Genomic DNA, 19,611 nt, shown 5'->3' on the forward strand with positions numbered 1-19,611 from the left:
GCTGCCTCTGCCTCACGGCTTCAACCGGTATCCCGTGCGCAGCATCCAGCGCGCGATCCCCGCGAACACCGCCAGGAACAGCAGCGTCATCGCCAGGCTCACCCCCACCCCCACGTCGGCGGTGCCGTAGAAGCTCCAGCGGAACCCGCTCACCAGATACACCACCGGGTTCAACAGCGACACCGCGCGCCACGCCGCCGGCAGCATGTCGATCGAGTAGAAGCTGCCACCGAGGAAGGTCAGCGGGGTGATGATCAGCAAGGGCACCATCTGCAGCTTCTCGAAATTGTCCGCCCAGATGCCGAGGACGAAGCCGAGCAGGCTGAAGCTGACCGCGGTGAGCAGCAGGAAGCCCACCATCCACACCGGGTGCTCGATGCGCAGCGGCACGAAGAAGGTGGCGGTGACGAGGATGATCAGGCTGAGCAGGATCGACTTGGTGGCCGCCGCGCCGACGTAGGAGAGCACGATCTCGAAGTGCGACACCGGGGCCGAGAGCAGCTCGTAGATCGTGCGCGAGAACTTCGGGAAGAAGATGCCGAAGGACGCGTTGGACACACTCTGGGTGAGCAGGTTGAGCATGATCAGGCCGGGCACGATGAAGGCGCCGTAGCTCACCCCTTCCACCTCGGGGATGCGCGCGCCGATGGCCGAGCCGAAGACCACGAAGTACAGCGTGGTGGTGATCACCGGCGCGAGCACGCTCTGCAGCAGCGTGCGCCGGGTGCGCGCCATCTCGAAGAAATAGATCGAACGAACCGCGTGCCAGTTCATCGTGTGCCCTCCGCGGCGGTGGTGCCGTTTTCCGGTGCGCGCTCGCTCACCAGGCTGACGAAGATGTCTTCCAGCGAGCGCTGGGTGGTGTGCAGGTCGGTGAAGGCGATGCCGGCGGCGGCGAGCTCCTGCAACAGGTCCGCGATGGCGGTGGCCTCACCTTCGGCCTCACCCCTTCCCCCGCCCTCCCGCTCCGACTCGTAGCGATACATCAGCGTCTGCCCGTCCTTGCCCAGCACCAGCCCGTAGCGCGCGAGCGCGGGCGGCACCGCGGCGAGCGGCGCAGCGAGCTGCAGGGTGAGCTGCTTGCCGCCGAGCTTGCGCATGAGCGCGGCCTTGTCCTCGACCAGGATCAGCTCGCCGCGGGTGATCACGCCGATGCGGTCGGCCATCTCCTCGGCTTCCTCGATGTAGTGCGTGGTCAGGATCACGGTGACGCCGCTGTCGCGCAGGCGGCGCACGAGCTGCCACATGTCGCGGCGCAGCTCCACGTCCACGCCGGCGGTGGGCTCGTCGAGGAACAGGATGCGCGGCTCGTGCGACAGCGCCTTGGCGATCAGCACCCGACGCTTCATGCCGCCCGAGAGCATCATCAGCTTGGCGTCCTTCTTGTTCCACAGCGACAGATCCTTGAGCAGTTGCTCGAGGTAGGCGGGGTTGGGCGGCTTGCCGAACAGGCCGCGCGAGAAGCTCACCGTGTTCCACACGGTCTCGAAGGCGTCGGTGGTGAGTTCCTGCGGCACCAGCCCGATGAGCGCGCGCGCGGCGCGGTAGTCGCGCACGTTGTCGTGGCCGTCCACGCTGACGGTGCCGGCGCTCGCATTGACCAGCCCGCACACGACGCTGATCAGCGTGGTCTTGCCCGCGCCGTTGGGCCCGAGCAGGGCGAAGATTTCGCCGCGGCGGATGTCGAGGTCGACAGCCTTCAACGCGGCGAAGCCGGAAGCGTAGGTCTTGGACAGACCGGAGATCGAGATGATGGATTGCATGAGGGGAAGATAGCAGATCGACGCCCGCGCGCTCCGTTTCGCGCGCCGCGCTGCGTCACCCGGTTTACGTGCGATCCGGCACACCGGAAACGGCGGCAGTGTGCTCTAGAATGAAGGCCGTTGCGCCGCTCCAGCTCATTTGCCCACCACATCAACCCGCCGCACCACCGCCATCCCGCCGCCCCAGCGCGCGCAGGGCCTGCTGCCGCCTGCGCAACATCCACCGGACCCGCCAACCCCATGGTTCGTTGCCGCCGCCCTCACCGCCTCATCTGCGCGCTCAAGCGCTTGCTCGGCCTCGTGCTCGGGCTCGCGCTGAGCGGCTCGGTCCTTGCGACCGAGGTGCTGCGTGTGCTGAGCTGGCCGGGCTATGCCGATGCCGACGTGGTCACCGTGTTCGAGCAGCGCACCGGCGCGCGCGTGGAGGTCACCGTGATCGACGCCGATGAGATGCTGTGGGAGCGCGTCAGCACCCGCGACGCGGCCGACTTCGACGTGTTCGCGGTCAATACCGCCGAGCTGCAGCGCTACATCGACCGCGCGCTGGTGGTGCCGATCGACCTCGACGCCCTGCCCAACCGCGGCGCGCAGCTCGCGCGCTTTCGCGACCCGGCCGCCCTGCCCGGGGTGACGCGCGACGGCAAGGCGTTCGCGGTGCCCTACGCCTACGCCGAGATGGGGCTGATCTATGACCGCCGCCAGTTCGAGGCGCCCCCGCAGTCGATCGCCGCGCTGTGGGACCCACGCCATCAGGGCAAGGTGCTGATCTACAACGGCGGCTCACACAATTTCTCGCTGGCGGCGCAGGTGCTCGGCAAACGCTCGCCCTTCCAGCTCGAAGAGGCCGACTGGGCGCAGGCGGTCGAGCGCCTCATCGCGCTGCGCCGCAACATCCTCACTGTCTACGCCCAGCCCGAAGAGTCGGCGCGCCTGTTCACAAGCCGTGGCGCGGCGCTCCTGTTCGCCAACTACGGCACCCAGCAGCTGCAACTGCTGCGCGCAGCGGGCGCCGACGTCGGCTATGTCATCCCGCGCGAAGGCGCGCTCGCCTGGCTCGATTGCTGGGTGATCACGCGCGGCGCACGTAACCCGGCACTCGCACATGCGTGGATCGACTACATGCTCGAAGCCGGCCCCGCCGAGGTCCTGAGCCAGCGCCACGGCCTCAACAACACCCGCAACCAGCCGTCCCACCAGGCCGATGCCGACCGTCTGGTCTGGCTCGAGCCGGTGGAGCACATCGAGCGCCGCAACCAGCTGTGGGAGCGCATCGTCTCCGGTGATTCGGCCGCAAGAGTGCTGGCGCCATGAAGTTCGGCATCGCAGCCCGGCTCGCACTGGTGCTGGCGCTTGTCGGCATGCTCGGCGCCGGCATCGCGGGCCTCTATGCCTACCGCGCAAGCAAGGGGCTGCTGGTGCAATCGGCCAAGGAGGACCTGCTCACCTCCACGCGGGTGCTCGCCAGCCGCATCACCCTGGTGCGTGAGGAGATCTCCCTGACCCTGCGCGCCCTCGCCCACCACCCTGCGGCGGGCGCCGCGCTCGCGGACGCCAACGCGGCCCACGCGGTGGAACTCGGCAGCTTGTTCGCCCTGCTCCTCGAGGCCAACCCGGCCTACTTCCAGATTCGACTGATATCGGCCGACGCGCACGGCTCCGAGCGCGTGCGCGTGGACCGCGACGGCAGCGCCGTGGTGCACGTCACCGGCGACGACCTGCAGGAAAAGGGGCACTACCCCTATGTCTTCGACACGCTCCGGCTTGCAGTCGGCGAAGTGTACATGTCACGCATTGCCATCAACCACGAGCGCGGGTCGCACGCGGCGCTACGCCAGCCCACCGTGCAGTTCGCCACCCCGGTGGCCGACGCGGCGGGCACCGTGCGCGGCGTGATCGTCATCAACCTCGACCTCAACGGCGTGTTTGCCCTGCTGGCCGCAGACCTGCCGCCCGATTTTCAGCTCTTCCTCACCAACGGCAGCGGTGACTACCTGATCCACCCCGACGCCTCGCGCACCTTCGGCTTCGACAAGGGGCGGCGAATTCGCGTGCAGGACGAGTTTGCGTCCGCGATCGCCCTGGTCGAGGGTCGAGCCAGCAATGTCGTCATCGAAGCGCCCCCGGGGCCGCACGCGCACACCGCGGTGGTGGCGGCCTTCATCACCACCCACGCCCAGGTCAACACCGAGGACAACCGCTTCGTGCTCGGTCTGGCGCAGCCACTGGACGCCATCCTCGAGCGCGCCACCCCGCTGCGCAATGTGGTGCTGCAGATCGTGATCGGCCTCAGCCTCGCCGGCATCCTCATCGCCAGCGTGCTGGCGCGCGCCATCACCCGGCCGATCAATGCGCTGAGCGACGCGGCAGAACATTTCTCCAACGACGGTCGGGGGCCGGCGCTGCCGGTCCGCCGCAAGGACGAGATCGGCGCGCTGGCCCGGCGCTTCGCCGAACTGCGCACCCAGATCGCCCTGCAGGTGGGTGAGCTGGAGCAGCGCCGCCGCGAACTCGAGCACCTCGCGCAGCACGACGCCCTCACCGACCTGCCCAACCGTGCCCTGTTCGACGACCGCATGAGCGTCGCGCTGGCCGCCGCCCGCCGCGACGACAGCCAATTCGCGCTGCTCTTCATCGACCTCGACCGCTTCAAGCCGATCAACGACAGGCTCGGCCACGCCGCCGGCGACCGTGTGCTGAAGGACGTCGCCGAACGCATTCGCCGCAACATCCGCGAATCCGACACCGCCGCCCGCATCGGCGGTGACGAGTTCGTGGTCCTGCTGCGCAGCATCGAGTCGCACGAAGACGCCGCACGCGTGGCACAGAAAGTCCGCGAGGCCATCGACCAGCCCTTCGAACTCGAAGCTTGCAGCCTCACCGTGTCCGCCAGCATCGGCCTGGCGATCTACCCCGTGGACGGCCTCGACGCCGCCGCCCTGTCACGCCACGCCGACGCCGCCATGTACCGCGCCAAGGACGCCGGCAAGACGACCGGGCCGGCACGCTAGACGCGGCGCCGGGTCCCGGCGCGACACACGGCACAACCCAAGCACGCGAACCGCTGGTTTCTGACCCGGATCGTGACATTTGGCAACGGCGCGCGCGTGCCAGGCCCGGATAATCGCAGGGCATTTCGAAGCGTCGCCGCTTCGCACACGTCGTCGATCGGAGCCTCCTGCTTGACCCCAGAGAAGCAACACAAGCCCGCACAACGCGCTCACGGGGTGTTCGCGCACCCCGTGTTTCATGCGACCGTGCTGGTTGTGCTGGTGCTCGGGCTGTTCGGTGCCTTTCTCCTGTTCTCGCACCGCTCCACCGAAGTGGCCACGACCCGGACATCGGGCAACGAGGCCCGTGTACTCGCCACACAGCTCGAGGGCGCGCTGCGCCGGGTCGACATGAGCGCCGCGTTCCTGCTCGAGCACTACCTCGAAGCCGGCCTGGACCAGAACGTAGGCTCTGCGACGTGGCGCGCTGCGTTCGCGCGCTTCGAGGAGCAGGTCCTGAAGCTGGCGCGGTATTTTCCCGAGGCCATCTCGATTTTCATCACCGACCAGGACGGCAAGGTTCGCGTCGCCAGCTTCGACGAGCCAGTGACCTGGGATCTCGGCGGCCTCGACTACTTCAAGGCGGCGCGCGCCGCTCCGGTCAATGCCCTGCAGTTCTCGCCCACGCTGCTCATCCTGAACGACCTGCCGTCGGTCATCGGCTATCGGCCCATCCTGAGCCGCGACGGCAGCTTCGCGGGCCTCATCGCAATCGCGATCAACCTCGGCTATTTCGAATACCTGCTGTCGGGTCTGGACGCGGGAAGCCGCGGTGTGGTCACCGTGCGCCGCAGCGATGACAGCCGGCTGGTGATGCGCTGGCCCGCGCTCCCGGACAAATTCAACTCGCCTGCGCTCGACATCCCGTCCTACCGGATGATCAAGGCGGGCGAGCGTTCAGGCGTTGCGCGTTACCTGGCTGCGGCGGACCGGGTCGATCGCATCTTCGCCTTTCAGGCTCTCGACGAATACCCGTTCTTCGTCATCGTCGGCCGCTCGGTGGACGAGCAGTTCGCCCTCTGGCGGCAAACCAGCTACGCCGCGGCGGCGGTCGCGCTGGGCACCCTGCTGCTGCTGCTGGCGATGCAGGCCGGGCTGCGCAACAGCCAGGCGCGCCTGGCGCGCAGCGAGCACCAGTTCGACGCCCTGCTCGACAGCCGGCATGATGCCGCCTGCATCTGGCGACCGGACACGCGCATCGTGTCGTGCAACGCGCGTTATGCCCAACTGTTCGGCCAGACACCGGCGGCGCTGGCGGGCAAACGCTGGATCGACTGGATGGACCCCGCACACCGCGACCAGTCCCTCATCGATATCGAAACCATCCTGAGCCGTACGGGAATGACCACCATCGAGCACCAGATGCGCCATGCCGATGGCACGCTGCACTGGGTGAGGTGGACAAACCTGCCGGTGCTCGACGACGAAGGCCAGCGCACCGCGATCCAGTCGATCGGCCAGGACATCACCACGCTCAAGCAGAACGAAATGCGCCTGCGCCAGCTTGGCCAGGCGGTCGAGCAAAGCCCCAACGGCATCGTCATCACCGATGCCGAGGCCCGCATCGAGTACGCCAATGAAGCCTTCACCCGCATCACCGGCTACGCCCCCGAGGAGGTCATCGGCCAGAACCCGCGCATCCTCAGTTCGGGACAGACGCCGGACTCAACCCACGAAGCGCTGTGGTCCACCCTGGCCCGCGGCGACATCTGGCGCGGGGAGTTCATCAACGCACGCAAGGACGGCAGCACCTTCCGCGAGCTCGACACGATCGCGCCGATCAAGCAGTCCGACGGCAGCATCAGCCATTTCGTCGCCATCAAGGAAGACATCACCGAGCGCTGCGAGGCCGAGGCCCGCATTCAGCGCCTGGCCTTCCACGACGCGCTGACCGGACTCGCCAACCGCAGCCTGCTGTGGGACCGACTCAAGCAAGCCATCCTGGCCAGCGAGCGCAGCGCCGCCTACGGGGTGCTGCTGCTCGTCGACATCGACCACTTCAAGGTGATCAACGACACCCAGGGCCACGAGGCCGGCGACGCGCTGCTGCGCGAAGTCGCGCGCCGTCTGCAGGACGCGCTGCGTTCTTACGACACGGCAGCACGGCTGGGCGGCGACGACTTCGCCGTGGTCATCGAGGCCATCGATCCTGACCACAAGGTGGCCGTTGCCTACGCCGAACGCATTGCCGAGCAGCTCTATCGGACGCTCGTCGAGCCCTTCGACCTCGGGCTGGCGAGCGGCCCCTACCGCAGCACCCCAAGCATCGGCATCACGTTGTTTCGCGGGCGCGAGAGCGACGTCGACGGCGTGCTCAAGCAAGCCGAGGTCGCGCTCTACCGCGCCAAGGAAGACGGGCGCAACGCCATCCGCTTCTTCAGCGCAGCCATGCAGTCCGTGGTCGACGCCCGCGCGCAACTCGAGGTCAAGCTGCGCACGGCGATCGCCGAGGACGGATTCCGCCTCTTCTACCAGGCCCAGGTCGATCGCAGCGGACGCATCATCGGCGCCGAGGCACTGATCCGCAGCTTCGACCGCGCAGGCAACATGATCTCGCCCGCGACCTTCATCCCGCTCGCCGAAGAAACCGGCCTGATCGTGCCCATCGGCGACTGGGTGCTTGGCGCGGCCTGCGCACAACTGCGCGCCTGGCAGCAGGACGCGAACACCCGCGACTACACCCTGTCGATCAACGTCAGCGCCAAGCAGTTCCACCAGCCCGACTTCGTGCACAAGGTGCGAGAGGCGGTCAAGCAGCACCAGATCACCCCTGAGCGCCTGAAGATCGAGCTCACCGAAAGCGTGGTCCTCGGCGACATCGAGACCACGGTGGGGCGCATGGAGGAGATCAAGGCCCTGGGGGTCAAGTTCGCGCTCGATGACTTTGGCACCGGCTATTCCTCGCTGTCCTATCTCAAGCGCCTGCCCTTCGACCAGCTGAAGATCGACCAGATGTTCGTGCGCGACATGGCGCTGGACAACAGCAGCGAGGCGATCGTGCGCGCGATCCTGGCGATGAGCCGCTCGCTGGAGCTCGAGGTGGTGGCCGAAGGCGTGGAAACCTGCGCCCAGCACGAGCTGCTGCTCACCCGCGGCTGCGAGATGTTCCAGGGCTATCTGTTCGGCAAGCCGGTGCCGATCGAGGACTGGCCCGCCTGCTGATCGCCGGCGAGCGCAGCGCGCATCGGCCGGCGCTCAGCCCACGCGATCGCCGCCGCTGCGCTTGGCCACATATAGGGCCCGGTCGGCTGCCGCGAGCATGTCCTCCGCGCTGCGCATCGCCGGCTCGACCTCGGCGACACCGACGCTCACCGCGCCGCTCCAGCATTCCTGTCCCGCGGCGTTGATGTGGGGGCGGCGCGACGCGACGATCTTGCCGGCAACGTGGAGCGCGCCGGCGCGGTCACTGCGCGGGCAGATGACCAGGAATTCGTCGCCGCCGAGCCGGCACACGACGTCACTCGTGCGCACCGCATCGCGCAAACGCTGGCCGAGCGCCTTGAGCACCGCATCACCCTCGGCATGGCCGAAGGTGTCGTTCACGCCCTTGAAACGGTCGGCATCGAGCAGCAGCACGGAAAGTGGGGTGCCGTCCCTGCGCGCCTCCTGCCACAGGGCTTCGAGGGCGGTCACGGCATGGCGCCGATTGGGCAGGCCGGTGAGTTCGTCCTGGTAGGTGAGGATGTGCAGGCGCGCGTTCAAGCGCTCGAGCTCGGTCGTGCGCTCGATGACGCGCTGCTCCAGGGTCTTGTTGAGAGCGGCCAGCTCCCGGTTCCGCTCCGAAAGCGTCACCAGCAGACCGTTGAGCGCTGCAAGCAGGGGCTCGGTCGACACCTCGTTCTGCCGCTGCTCGATGTCGGCCTCAAAGGCCTCCCGCTGATTGACACCCTGCTCGATCATCCGCACCTGCCGCGCCATCGCCTGATCGACGCCGAGGATGTGGCAGGCAAGCCAATTGACGAGATAGCCGACCTCGCGCCGCACCGTCTGCTCCCGCTCGGCCGGGTTTGACGTGTCGCTCGCGCCGAGCCCCTGCAGCTCGTCGATGAAGGTCCGGTGCTCCGCACGATGGAAGTCGACGTGACGCGGATCGACGCCCACCGAGGTGAACATCGTTTCCTCGTCGAGAAAATGGGTGTTGCTGTACGCGACGAGCTCCAATCGTGCGTGGTCGATTTCTGACCGCGAAACGTTCTGGCCGTCCGTCAGCAGACTACCGAGGTGGTTGATCAGGTCGACCAGCCGCCTGTGCTGCCGGTCCACTTCCGGCAGGTGGGTGAGGAATGCCGGTGACCATTTGAATAATTCGCTCATGCACCGCCCCTCGATCTTCAGTTTATGTCCCGCACGCGCTCCGGGCGCCCTGCGGCGCAATTGGAGTATCCCCCCGATTCCCCTGCCCCTACGCCCCCGCGCCAATGTAAACCCGAGCGCTCGGGCGGCGAGGCCGATGCAATCTACCGCATCCCGAGCAACAACGACGCCGGCGCAGCCACTCCAGGGCTCAGCCCAGCGTTGCCGTCGCCAGCTTGGCACCGAAGCCGATGAACACGCCCCCCACCCCCGCCGTCGCCCCGGCGGCGGCGCGGCGGTGGCGGCGGAACTGGGCGGCCAGCCGCGCGCCGGCGAAGATCAGCACCGACAGGTAGAGCACGCTGCAGATCTGCACGATCACGCCGAGGATCACGAACGACAGCGCGGGGTGGGCGTAGCCCGGATCGACGAACTGGATGAAGAAGGACACGAAGAACAGGATCGCCTTCGGGTTCATCAGGCTGATGACGAGCGCGGTGCGAAAGGGATGCGGCGTGCTGCGCACCTTGGGAAAGTCCGGCCGGCCGTCGCCCACCTGTTCGGCCGTTTCGTCCCCGCGCCGCCAGGTGGCGAGCGCGCCGCGCAGCAGGCTCACGCCCACCCAGGCCAGGTAGGCCGCACCGGCGTACTTGATGATCATGAACAGCTCGGGCGTGGCGCGCAGGATGGAGGCCATGCCGGTTACGGCGAGCAGCATCAGGATGGTGTCGCCGACGAAGATGCCGGCCGCGCCCTGGTAGCCGGCGCGCACCCCCCAGCGCGACGCCGCCGCCATCACGTAGAGCGAATTGGGCCCCGGCAGCAGCACGATGAAGACGGTGCCGAGGATGAAGGTGGTGAGGTCGGTGATGCCGTAGAACATCGCTGGATCCATGCCATGTGGTGCCGCCTCGTCGCGGCGGAAGGCAGCTACTTTGCCACGCGCGCGCGCGGCGCTCCAGCCCGCCGCCGCATCCAGCCTGCGGCCGACCCGTTGCGCGCCTGGTGGCGCGGCCTCGTGCCGGGTTTTACCGGGTTCAGCCCCTGTCCGTGACATTTTGCAGTGACAGTGCGGACATCTTCCGGATAATCGCGCCTGGCCGGCGTAGCCCCGCACGCACACCCCCATGTCGGCAAGTACCCGCTCACGGCAAACGCCGTGCGGCGACTCTCGATTCACCCGGAGCCTTGCTTGCCCGCCAATCAGATGACCGTGCCACGCCCCGCCTTGCGAAACGGCATCGGCCCCACTCTGATCCACGCCCTGGTCGTGATCGCGCTGGTGGTCGGGCTGCTGGGCAGCTTCCTGGTATTTTCCTATCGATCGACCGCCACTGCAGCCGAAGAGGCCGTGAGCAAGGAAGCAAGCCTGCTGGCAGCCAAGCTCGAAGGCACGCTGCACCGCATCGACATGAGCCTCACCACCTTGCGTGAGCACCATGTCGGCGCCGACCGCCAGGCGTCCAGCGGCGCAGCCGGCGGCGGGGCGGACTTCCTGGAGAGCCACATCAGCCAGCTCTCCCACAAGTTCCCCGAGGTCCTTGCGATCGTGATCACCGATGCCACGGGAAAAGTGCGCGCCAGCGGCTTCACCGAGCCGCCCAAGTGGGACCTCGCCGATCGTGAATACTTTCAACAGGCGCGATCCAATCCGTCGGAAACGACCCTGTTCTCCCCCGCCCTGCTCGCCAAGAACCCATCCGCCCCCGCGGTGGTCGGCTACCAGTCCATCGTGAACGCCGCAGGCGAGTTCGATGGGGTCATCGCCATCGCCATCAACCTGGCGAGATTCAAGTCGCTGCTGGCCGGCACCACCACCGGCAGCGAGGGCATGGTGGCCGTGCGCCGCAGCGACGACAGCCGCCTGGTGATGCGCTGGCCGGAGGCGCCGACGCAGACCAACCAGCCGGCGCCGCGGCTTGCGCCCTACGCCAGGGTCCGGGCCGGGGAGCGTGCGGGCGTGGTGCGTGGGCTCAGCGCCACCGAGGACGTCGAGCGCATCTTCGGCTTTCAGACGCTGGACGATTACCCTTTCTTCGTGGTGGTCGGGCGGGGCGTGGACGAGCAGTTCGCGCTCTGGGAGCGGACCGCCCTGGTGGCGGTGGCGATCGCCGTCGCCACCCTCGCACTGCTACTGGCCGTGCAGCTCAGCCTGAGCAGAAGCCGCGCCCGCCTCGCGCAGAACGAGCACCATTTCGACACGCTGATCGACAGCCGCCACGAAGTGAGCTGCGTCTGGCTCCCGGACACCACGCTCCTGTCCTGCAACCTGCGCTACGCCCAACTGCTGGGCAAGGATGCGTCGGCCGTACTCGGTACGCGCTGGATCGACTTCATCGCACACGACCAGCAGGAGGCAACACGCGAGGGCCTGCGCACGCTGCTGGCCGGCCCCAGGGCGTTGACGACCGAGCGCCGGATCGAGCACCCGGATGGGACCACGTGCTGGATTCGCTGGCTCGATCAGCCCTTGTTCGATGGCGACGGGCGCTGTACCGAGATCCGCTCGATCGGGCAGGACATCACCCAGGAAAAGCAGAACGCGCTGCGCCTGCGCCAGCTCGCCCAGGCGGTGGAACAGAGCCCGACCACCATCGTCATCACCAACACCGATGCGGTCATCGAGTACGCCAACGACGCGTTCACACGCACCACCGGCTACCTGCCCGAAGAGGTGATCGGGAAAAATCCGCGCGTCCTGAACGCTGGCAGGACCCCATCTGCAACTTACCAGGACCTTTGGGCCACCCTCGCCCGCGGTGAGGTCTGGCGCGGCGAATTCCACAACACGCGCAAGGACGGCAGCACCTATTTCGAGCGGGCGACCATCGCCCCGATCAAACAGGCCGACGGCACCGTAACGCATTACGTCGCGGTCAAGGACGACATCACCGAGCGCCGCGAAGCGGAGGCGCGCATCCAGCAACTGGCGTACTACGACACCCTCACCGGGCTACCCAACCGCAGTCTGATGTGGGACCGGCTCGGACAGTCCATCCTCGCCAGCGAGCGCAGCGGCGCCTACGGCATGCTGCTTCTGCTCGACGTCGACCACTTCAAGCTGCTCAACGACACCCAGGGCCACGAGACCGGCGACACCCTGCTGCGCGAGGTGGCCCGGCGCCTGCGGGCCGCTCTGCGTGCGGATGACACCGTGGCCCGGCTGGGCGACGACGACTTCGCGGTCGTCGTCGAGGCCCTCGGCCACGATCGCGATCTCGCAATCGCCCATGCCGAGAAGCTCGCCGAGCAGCTGCACTGCACCATCCTCGCCCCCTTCGAGCTCGGCCTGCCGAGTGGCCATTACACCGGCACACCCAGCATCGGCATCACCCTGTTCCAGGGGCGGGCCAACGCCGCCGTGGCCGTACTCAAGCAGGCCGAAGTCGCGCTCTACAGGGCCAAGGCGGAGGGGCGCAACACGATCCGCTTCTTCAGCGAGAGCATGCAGGCCGTGGTCGACGCCCGTGCGGAGCTGGAGTTCATGCTGCGTGCGGCGATCGCCGAGGGCGGTTTCAGGCTTTTCTACCAGCCGCAGCTCAACCGCGATGGACGCGTCATCGGTGCCGAGGCCTTGATTCGCTGCTTCGATACCCAGGGCAAGATGATCTCGCCCGCCAGCTTCATCCCGCTCGCCGAAGAAACCGGCCTCATCGTGCCGATCGGCGACTGGGTGCTCGACGCCGCCTGCGCGCAACTGCACGCCTGGCAGCAAACTGGCCTTACCTGCGACTACAGCCTGTCGGTCAACGTCAGCGCCAAGCAGTTCCATCAGCCCGACTTCGTGTCCAAGGTCGAGGCCGCCGTCGAGCGCCACGCAATCGCGCCCGACAAGCTGAAGATCGAGCTTACCGAGAGCGTGGTGCTTGGCGACATCGAGACCACGGTGGATCGGATGCAGCAGATCAAGGCGCTCGGGGTCAAGTTCGCGCTCGATGACTTTGGCACCGGCTATTCCTCGCTGTCCTACCTCAAGCGCCTGCCCTTCGACCAGTTGAAGATCGACCAGATCTTCGTTCGCGACATGGCGCAGGACAACAGCAGCGAGGCGATCGTGCGCGCCATCCTGGCGATCAGCCGCTCGCTGGACCTCGAGGTGGTGGCCGAGGGCGTGGAGACGCCCGAGCAGCACGAACTGCTGCTGATGCGCGGCTGCGAGATGTTCCAGGGCTACCTGTTCGGCAAGCCAGTGCCGATCGAGGCGTGGGCGAGCACCTGAGCCGTGTTGCGCTGGCGCGAGCGCGCCATGCGTCCCCGATTTGAGGCGCTGCACCATCAAGTTCCGATGCCGTTCGGCCGTTACCAATGAGCATGGGCGCCGCACCTGTGACACCCATCACGCTGTACCTCGAATCGGCTGCTGCGCAGCACCAATACTAGATCCTGATCAAGTGTGCGCCCGCACAGAGCCGATCTAATCCCTTCCTACGCAGGCTTGGTCCGCCCTTACCGCCCCAACTGACAACGGTTAACACGCAATGAAGACAATCTTCCTCGTCGACGACTCCGCCACGATCCTGCTGTCCATCTCGGGCATCCTCAGCAAGGCGGGCTATGCCGTCGAGAAGGCGCCCAGCGCGCTCGACGCCCTCAAGAAGTTCCAGGCCGGCGTGAAGGTCGACCTGCTCATCACCGACCTCAACATGCCCGGCATGAACGGCATCGACTTCATCAAGGAAGTGCGCAAGCTGCCCGCTTACCGCTTCATGCCCATCCTGTTCCTGACCACCGAATCGCAGCAGTCGAAAAAGGCCGAAGCCAAGGCCGCCGGGGCGTCGGGATGGATCGTCAAGCCCGCCTCGGCCGACGAACTGCTCAACACCATCAAGCTGGTCATACGCTGATCATGAACTCCCGGACCTTCCTGCGCCGCACCCTGTACATCCAGGTCTCGATCGCATTTGCGGTCGGCCTGACGGTGTATTTCCTCAACGACTGGTTCCACGCAAGCTTCCTGACGGCGCTGGGCATTCCGCAGCCGCTGGGCGATGCGTTGGGCTCCATGCTCATCGTGGCGGCAGTCTCGATCGCGATCCGCCTGGTATCGCTCGCCTTCTTCCGCGACATGACCATGGGGCGTGACACCGAACTCGAGCAACGCAGCCATGCCCGCGAGCAGGCGGTGGCCACCTGCCGCGAGGTCGCCACCGAACTGCGTGGCGTGCCGGCCTACAGCGGCGTGCTGCGCGGCCAGCTCGACAGCGTGGTGCAGCAGACCGAGCAGGCGGCCTACGACATCTCCAGCCGCCTGCAGACCATCGACACCGTGGTGGGCGAGCTCAACAGCTTCGTCGCCCACGTGTCGGACGAGTCGGCCGAGCTCGCGCACGATTCCGAGGCGCGCATCGCCAACAACCAGCAACTGATCACGCGCATGCAGGAGTACATCGACTTCCGCATCCAGCAGGCCCATGAAGACGAGGCGCGGGTCAGCCAGGTCGTCAATGAGGCGCGCTCGCTCGGTTCGCTCACCGGTCTGATCAAGGACATCGCTGCGCAAACCAACCTGCTCGCGCTCAATGCGGCGATCGAAGCCGCGCGTGCGGGCGAGAGCGGACGCGGCTTCGCCGTGGTAGCCGACGAGGTGCGCAAGCTGTCGGCCGAAACCGAGAAGGCGGTGATGTCGATCAACCAGGGCATCCTCGGCGTCGCCGGCACGATCGAGTCGCAGTTGCACCAGCGCCTGCAGCGCGCAGCCCCGGACGAAGAACGCATTGCGCTGTCGCAGTTCGCCCGCCAGCTCACCGAACTGGGCGAGAGCTACGAGCACATGCTGCACAGCCAGGCCGGCACCATCGACACCGTGCGCAGCAGCAGCGAGCAGCTTGCCGCCATGTTCATGGACGCGCTGGCCAGCGTGCAGTTCCAGGACGTCACCCGCCAGCAGATCGAGCACACGGTCGATTCGCTCACCCGGCTCGATGAACACCTCGGCGTGCTCGCCGAACGCCTCGAGCAGAGCGAAAACCCCGGCTTCACCTACACCCCGCTCGCCCATCACCTCGACGAGATCTACAGCCGCTACGTGATGGACCAGCAGCGCGCAACGCACGCCACCGCGGTCGGCAGCGGGTCGGGCGCTGCAGCGGGCGCCCCCAACAACAAGATCGAACTGTTCTGAACTCCACCATGGCTACCCGCAAGAAGAAGTCCGACCCGCCGCTCGTGATCGCCGAGGACATGACGATCTACAACGCCGCAGCGCAAAAACAACGCCTGCTCGACGCCCTGCTGGCGACCGAGCGTCTGGAGATCGACCTCTCCGCGGTGAGCGAGATCGACACCGCCGGTTTCCAGTTGCTGGTGCTGGTCAAGCGCGAAGCGCGCCGCCTCGGCAAGGAAGCCCTGATCGTGGCGCACAGCGAAGCCGTCCGCGAAGTGCTCGACTTTTACAACATGGCCGCTGCCTTCGGCGACCCGCTGCTCATTCCGGCCGCCAGGGCCTGATCCGGACTCCCCGACCATGGACGAGATCACCTCCGTATTTGTCACCGAGAGCCGCGAACAACTCGCCGCCCTCGAAGCCGCGCTGCTCGAGCTGGAAAACCAGCCGGGCGACGACGACACCCTCAACGCGATCTTCCGCAGCGCGCACACCATCAAGGGCGGCGCCGGCGTCATCGAATGCGGCTACATCGTTGCCTTCACGCACGTGGTCGAGAACGTACTCGACAAGCTGCGCAACGCCGAGATCACCCTGAACTCGGACCTGATCGCCTTGCTGCTGGCCTGCTCCGACCATATCGGCCACCTGCTCGGCGTGCTCGAGGCAGGCGCGGCCGGCCCCGCTGACGACCTCGCCATCGACGGCGAGGCCCTGCTCGCGCGCCTGCAGCGCGACTGGCTGTCGGGCGAGCAGGCCGTGTCCCACTCGGGCCCGCCGGCAGCCGTGCCGCCCCCGGTTCACAGCAGTGGTGGTGGCGCAGTCGAAACCGACTGCTGGCACATCTCGCTGCGCTTCGGGCCCGACGTGCTCAGAAATGGCATGGATCCGCTGTCCTTCCTGCGCTATTTGGGCTCGATCGGCCGCATCGAGCGCCTGGAGACGCTGACCGACACCATGCCCGCAGCCGAGCTCATGGACCCCGAGTCCTGTTACCTCGGTTTCGAGATCAGCTTCTCGTCGAATGCAGACAAGGCGGCGATCGAGCGCGTCTTTGATTTCGTGCGCGACGAATGCACGCTGCAGATCCTGCCGCCGCACAGCCGGCTGTCGGACTACGTCGCGCTCATCAACACCCTGCCCGAAGACGCGATGCGCCTGGGCGAGATCCTGGTCAGGGTGGGCGCGCTGACCCAGGCCGAGCTCGATGAAGGCCTGCAGATGCAGAGCCTGGCAGCAACCGGCGACGAGCAGGCGGCGCACACTGCCTCTCCGGGTGACGAGTCCAAGCCGCAGATCGGCGAGATCCTCGTCGAGCAGAACATGGTGCAGCCGGAACTGGTCGAGGCCGCAGTCGCCAAGCAGAAGCAGGTCACCGAGAAGAAGGCCGCCGAGTCCCGCCTGATCCGCATCCAGGCCGACAAGCTCGACCGCCTGATCGACCTCGTCGGCGAACTCGTCATCGCGGGCGCCAGCGTGAGCCTGCTCGCAGGCAAGAGCGGCATGGGCGAGCTGGTCGAAGCGGCCTCGCTGAGCGGTCGGCTGGTCGAAGGCATCCGCGACGCCGCGCTGCAACTGCGCATGGTGCAGATCGGCGAGACCTTCAACCGCTTCAACCGCGTGGTGCGCGACACCTCGCGCGAGATGGGCAAGGACATCGAACTGGCGATCAGCGGCGGCGAGACCGAGCTCGACAAGTCCATGGTCGAGAAGATCGGCGACCCGCTGATGCACCTGGTGCGCAACGCCATGGACCACGGCCTGGAGCAGCCCGCGGTGCGCGAAGCCAGCGGCAAGGCGGCGCGCGGCCGGCTCGAACTCAACGCCTTTCACGACTCGGGCAGCATCGTCATCGAAGTCGTCGATGACGGCGCCGGCCTCAACCGCGACCGCATCCTCGCCAAGGCGATCGAGCGTGGCCTGGCCCAGCCCGGCCAGGCCCTGTCCGACACCGAGATCTACAACCTGATCTTCGAGCCCGGCTTCTCCACCGCCGACAAGGTCACCAACATCTCCGGCCGCGGCGTCGGCATGGATGTCGTGCGCCGCAACATCCAGGGCCTGCGCGGCAGCGTGGATGTGAGCTCGACGCCCGGCCAGGGCTCGCGCTTTGCGATCCGCCTGCCACTGACGCTGGCGATCATCGACGGCTTCCTGGTGGGCGTCGGCGATGCGGCGTACGTGATCCCGCTCGACAGCGTGGTCGAGTGCATCGAGTTGGCAGCGGACGCGAGCGAACGCGATTACGTCAACCTGCGCGGCGAGGTCCTGCCCCTGGTGCGCCTGCGCCAGCTCTTCGCCATGGCGGGCGAAGCCCCTCCGCGCCAGAACGTGGTCGTCGTCCAGTACGCCGGCACCAAGTCGGGCATCGTCGTCGATCAGTTGCTGGGCGAGTTCCAGACCGTGATCAAGCCGCTCGGCAGCATCTTCCGCAACATCAAGGGCATCGGCGGCTCGACCATCCTCGGCAGCGGCGAAGTTGCGCTGATCCTCGACGTGCAGGCGCTGGTCCAGCGCTGCGCGAACAGCGAGGAACAGCGCGCCCATGGCACACCGCCAACGCGCACCCTGCCCGCCCCCGCACGCACCTGACCCCCTTTTACGCTCTCTCCCGTCTTCCCCTGGAGTTCATCATGAAGAACCTGAAAATCGGCCTCCGGCTTGGCATCGGCTTTGCCATCGTGCTGGCGCTACTTTTGATCGTTGCGGTAATGGGCAGCCTGCGGCTTGGCAATCTGCAGGCCGAAATCACGGACATCGTCGGCGACAAGAACGTCAAGGTCGCAACCTCGAACGACATGATCGATGCGGTCAACATGATCGGCCTGCTCCACCGGAACATGCTGATCATGCGCGGCGATGACGACATTCGCAGCTTCACGCAAGGCACGAATGATGAACGCGCCAAACTCTTGAAGAGCCTCGAGGCGCTCGAGGCCTTCTCGTATGGCGACCAGGGCGTGCGGCTACTGGATGCCATCAAGTCGGCCCGGCAAGGTTTTGTCGACGTGCAACAACAGTTTGAGTCGCTCATTGCGCAGCGCGATTTCGACCAGGCAACAAACATCTTTGCCTCGACCTATCGCCCGGCTTACCTGACGTACCTCGACGCACTGAAGAAATTCATCTCTTACCAGACCGAGCTGATGCAGGAGACAGGCCGCCACGCCGAAGAACTCGGCGAGCAGTCCGTGATGCTGCTGATCGGGCTGGCCATCGCTGCGCTGCTGATCGGTATCGGCTTTGCATTCTTCATCACCCGCTCGATCACCCGTCCAGTGGGCGAGGTGAGCGCAGCGGCCAAGAAGATGGCCGGCGGCGACTTCAACTTCGACCTCAAGTCCGACGCCAGGGATGAGGTTGGCGACGTGGTGCGTGCGGTCGCCGACGTTCAGTCCAGCGTCAAGCGCATGATCGCCGACGCCAGCATGCTGTCCGACGCCGCGGTGGCCGGCAAGCTCTCCACCCGCGCCGACGCGAGCAAGCACCAGGGCGACTTCGGGCGCATCGTGCAGGGCGTCAATGACACGCTCGACGCTGTCATCGGCCCCCTGAACGTGGCCGCCGACTACGTCGATCGCATCGCCAAGGGCGCCATCCCGGCCAGGATCACCGACACCTACAACGGTGACTTCAACACCCTCAAGAACAACCTCAACACCGCCATCGACGCGGTCAACGGGCTCGTGGCCGATGCGGTCATGCTGGCCCAGGCGGCGGTCGAAGGCCGCCTCGCCACCCGTGCCGACGCCAGCAAGCACCAGGGCGACTATCGCCGCATCGTCGACGGGGTCAACTCGACCCTCGACGCGGTCATCGCCCCGATCAACGAGGTCAAGCGCGTGATGGTGGCGCTCTCCGGGGGCGATCTGACCCAGAAGATCACCGACGACTACGCCGGCGACTTCCAGGTGCTGCAGAACGCGGTCAATGACTCGATGGACAAGCTCGCCGAGATCATCGAGCAGGTGCGCGGTGCGGCCGATGCGCTGACCAACGCCGCGGGGCAGGTCTCGGCCACCGCGCAGAGCTTGAGCCAGTCCTCGTCCGAGCAGGCCGCCAGCGTCGAGGAGACCTCGGCCTCGATCGAGCAGATGAGCGCCTCGATCAACCAGAACTCCGAGAACGCCAAGATCACCGACGCCATGGCCAGCAAGTCCTCGACCGAGGCGGGCGAAGGCGGCGAGGCGGTGAAATCCACCGTCCAGGCGATGAAGAACATCGCCGGCAAGATCGGCATCATCGACGACATCGCCTACCAGACCAACCTGCTCGCCTTGAACGCCGCCATCGAGGCGGCGCGCGCCGGCGAGCACGGCAAGGGCTTCGCGGTAGTGGCGGCCGAGGTCAGGAAGCTCGCCGAGCGCAGCCAGGTCGCCGCGCAGGAGATCGGCCAGCTCGCGAG

General features: G+C 66.9%; 13 protein-coding genes. 9 read left to right on the forward strand and 4 right to left on the reverse strand.

Annotated features, from left to right (window positions below; translation table 11 throughout):
• Positions 1-12: 12 nt before the first annotated feature.
• Both RBT54_RS08925 and RBT54_RS08930 read right to left on the reverse strand, forming a co-directional pair.
• Positions 13-774 carry an ABC transporter permease gene (locus RBT54_RS08925; protein WP_320366293.1) on the reverse strand — a complete coding sequence of 254 codons (762 nt, stop codon included), beginning with the start codon at positions 772-774 and terminating at the stop codon, positions 13-15.
• Positions 771-1,763: an ABC transporter ATP-binding protein gene (locus RBT54_RS08930; RefSeq protein ID WP_320366295.1), complete on the reverse strand. Its 993-nt coding sequence runs from the start codon at positions 1,761-1,763 to the stop codon at positions 771-773. Before RBT54_RS08930 ends, RBT54_RS08925 begins: the two co-directional genes overlap by 4 nt.
• A gap of 240 nt (positions 1,764-2,003) precedes the next feature.
• On the opposite strand from RBT54_RS08930, the gene RBT54_RS08935 reads away from it, so the two are divergent.
• From RBT54_RS08935 to RBT54_RS08945, 3 genes are all read left to right on the forward strand, one after another.
• Positions 2,004-3,074 (forward strand): extracellular solute-binding protein, encoded by a 1,071-nt coding sequence (locus RBT54_RS08935; RefSeq protein WP_320366297.1) that lies wholly within the window; start codon positions 2,004-2,006, stop codon positions 3,072-3,074.
• Positions 3,071-4,771, forward strand: a complete 1,701-nt coding sequence (locus tag RBT54_RS08940) for a diguanylate cyclase domain-containing protein (RefSeq protein WP_320366299.1) — start codon at positions 3,071-3,073, stop codon at positions 4,769-4,771. The genes RBT54_RS08935 and RBT54_RS08940 overlap by 4 nt, the downstream gene beginning before the upstream one ends.
• Positions 4,772-4,942: 171 nt before the next feature.
• On the forward strand, positions 4,943-7,972 hold the full coding sequence (locus tag RBT54_RS08945; protein WP_320366301.1) for an EAL domain-containing protein: 3,030 nt from the start codon (positions 4,943-4,945) through the stop codon (positions 7,970-7,972).
• A gap of 33 nt (positions 7,973-8,005) precedes the next feature.
• Here RBT54_RS08945 and RBT54_RS08950 read toward each other — a convergent pair whose 3' ends face one another.
• Both RBT54_RS08950 and leuE read right to left on the reverse strand, forming a co-directional pair.
• A complete protein-coding gene (locus RBT54_RS08950) occupies positions 8,006-9,184 on the reverse strand; it encodes a GGDEF domain-containing protein (RefSeq protein WP_320366303.1) in 1,179 nt (392 codons plus the stop codon).
• Positions 9,185-9,314: 130 nt separating this feature from the next.
• Positions 9,315-9,986, reverse strand: coding sequence for a leucine efflux protein LeuE (gene leuE / locus RBT54_RS08955; protein WP_320366325.1), 672 nt, complete (start codon positions 9,984-9,986; stop codon positions 9,315-9,317).
• A 324-nt stretch (positions 9,987-10,310) separates the two neighbouring features.
• Between leuE and RBT54_RS08960 the strand changes: the two genes are divergently transcribed.
• From RBT54_RS08960 to RBT54_RS08985, 6 genes are all read left to right on the forward strand, one after another.
• Positions 10,311-13,322 carry an EAL domain-containing protein gene (locus RBT54_RS08960; RefSeq protein ID WP_320366327.1) on the forward strand — a complete coding sequence of 1,004 codons (3,012 nt, stop codon included), beginning with the start codon at positions 10,311-10,313 and terminating at the stop codon, positions 13,320-13,322.
• A 259-nt stretch (positions 13,323-13,581) separates the two neighbouring features.
• Positions 13,582-13,947 (forward strand): response regulator, encoded by a 366-nt coding sequence (locus RBT54_RS08965; RefSeq protein WP_320366305.1) that lies wholly within the window; start codon positions 13,582-13,584, stop codon positions 13,945-13,947.
• Between the two features lie 2 nt (positions 13,948-13,949).
• The gene (locus tag RBT54_RS08970; protein WP_320366307.1) at positions 13,950-15,224 is read left to right on the forward strand and encodes a methyl-accepting chemotaxis protein; all 1,275 of its coding nucleotides are present in this window, start codon (positions 13,950-13,952) and stop codon (positions 15,222-15,224) included.
• An 8-nt stretch (positions 15,225-15,232) separates the two neighbouring features.
• Positions 15,233-15,550 (forward strand): STAS domain-containing protein, encoded by a 318-nt coding sequence (locus RBT54_RS08975; protein ID WP_320366310.1) that lies wholly within the window; start codon positions 15,233-15,235, stop codon positions 15,548-15,550.
• 16 nt (positions 15,551-15,566) lie between these two features.
• Positions 15,567-17,798 carry a chemotaxis protein CheA gene (locus RBT54_RS08980; RefSeq protein WP_320366312.1) on the forward strand — a complete coding sequence of 744 codons (2,232 nt, stop codon included), beginning with the start codon at positions 15,567-15,569 and terminating at the stop codon, positions 17,796-17,798.
• A 41-nt stretch (positions 17,799-17,839) separates the two neighbouring features.
• The coding region (locus RBT54_RS08985) for a methyl-accepting chemotaxis protein (RefSeq protein WP_320366314.1) at positions 17,840-19,611 on the forward strand (1,772 nt) is incomplete at its 3' end.

Source organism: Thauera sp. (assembly GCF_034003485.1).
Taxonomy (GTDB): Bacteria; Pseudomonadota; Gammaproteobacteria; order Burkholderiales; family Rhodocyclaceae; genus Thauera.

Bases quoted from the DNA above. Each gene is read 5' to 3' on its own strand.
- RBT54_RS08960 (WP_320366327.1), top strand. From the start codon at position 10,311: ATGACCGTGCCACGCCCCGCCTTGCGAAACGGCATCGGCCCCACTCTG.
- leuE (WP_320366325.1), bottom strand. From the start codon at position 9,986: ATGTTCTACGGCATCACCGACCTCACCACCTTCATCCTCGGCACCGTC.
- RBT54_RS08970 (WP_320366307.1), top strand. From the start codon at position 13,950: ATGAACTCCCGGACCTTCCTGCGCCGCACCCTGTACATCCAGGTCTCG.
- RBT54_RS08975 (WP_320366310.1), top strand. From the start codon at position 15,233: ATGGCTACCCGCAAGAAGAAGTCCGACCCGCCGCTCGTGATCGCCGAG.
- RBT54_RS08965 (WP_320366305.1), top strand. From the start codon at position 13,582: ATGAAGACAATCTTCCTCGTCGACGACTCCGCCACGATCCTGCTGTCC.
- RBT54_RS08925 (WP_320366293.1), bottom strand. From the start codon at position 774: ATGAACTGGCACGCGGTTCGTTCGATCTATTTCTTCGAGATGGCGCGC.
- RBT54_RS08935 (WP_320366297.1), top strand. From the start codon at position 2,004: ATGGTTCGTTGCCGCCGCCCTCACCGCCTCATCTGCGCGCTCAAGCGC.
- RBT54_RS08980 (WP_320366312.1), top strand. From the start codon at position 15,567: ATGGACGAGATCACCTCCGTATTTGTCACCGAGAGCCGCGAACAACTC.
- RBT54_RS08940 (WP_320366299.1), top strand. From the start codon at position 3,071: ATGAAGTTCGGCATCGCAGCCCGGCTCGCACTGGTGCTGGCGCTTGTC.
- RBT54_RS08930 (WP_320366295.1), bottom strand. From the start codon at position 1,763: ATGCAATCCATCATCTCGATCTCCGGTCTGTCCAAGACCTACGCTTCC.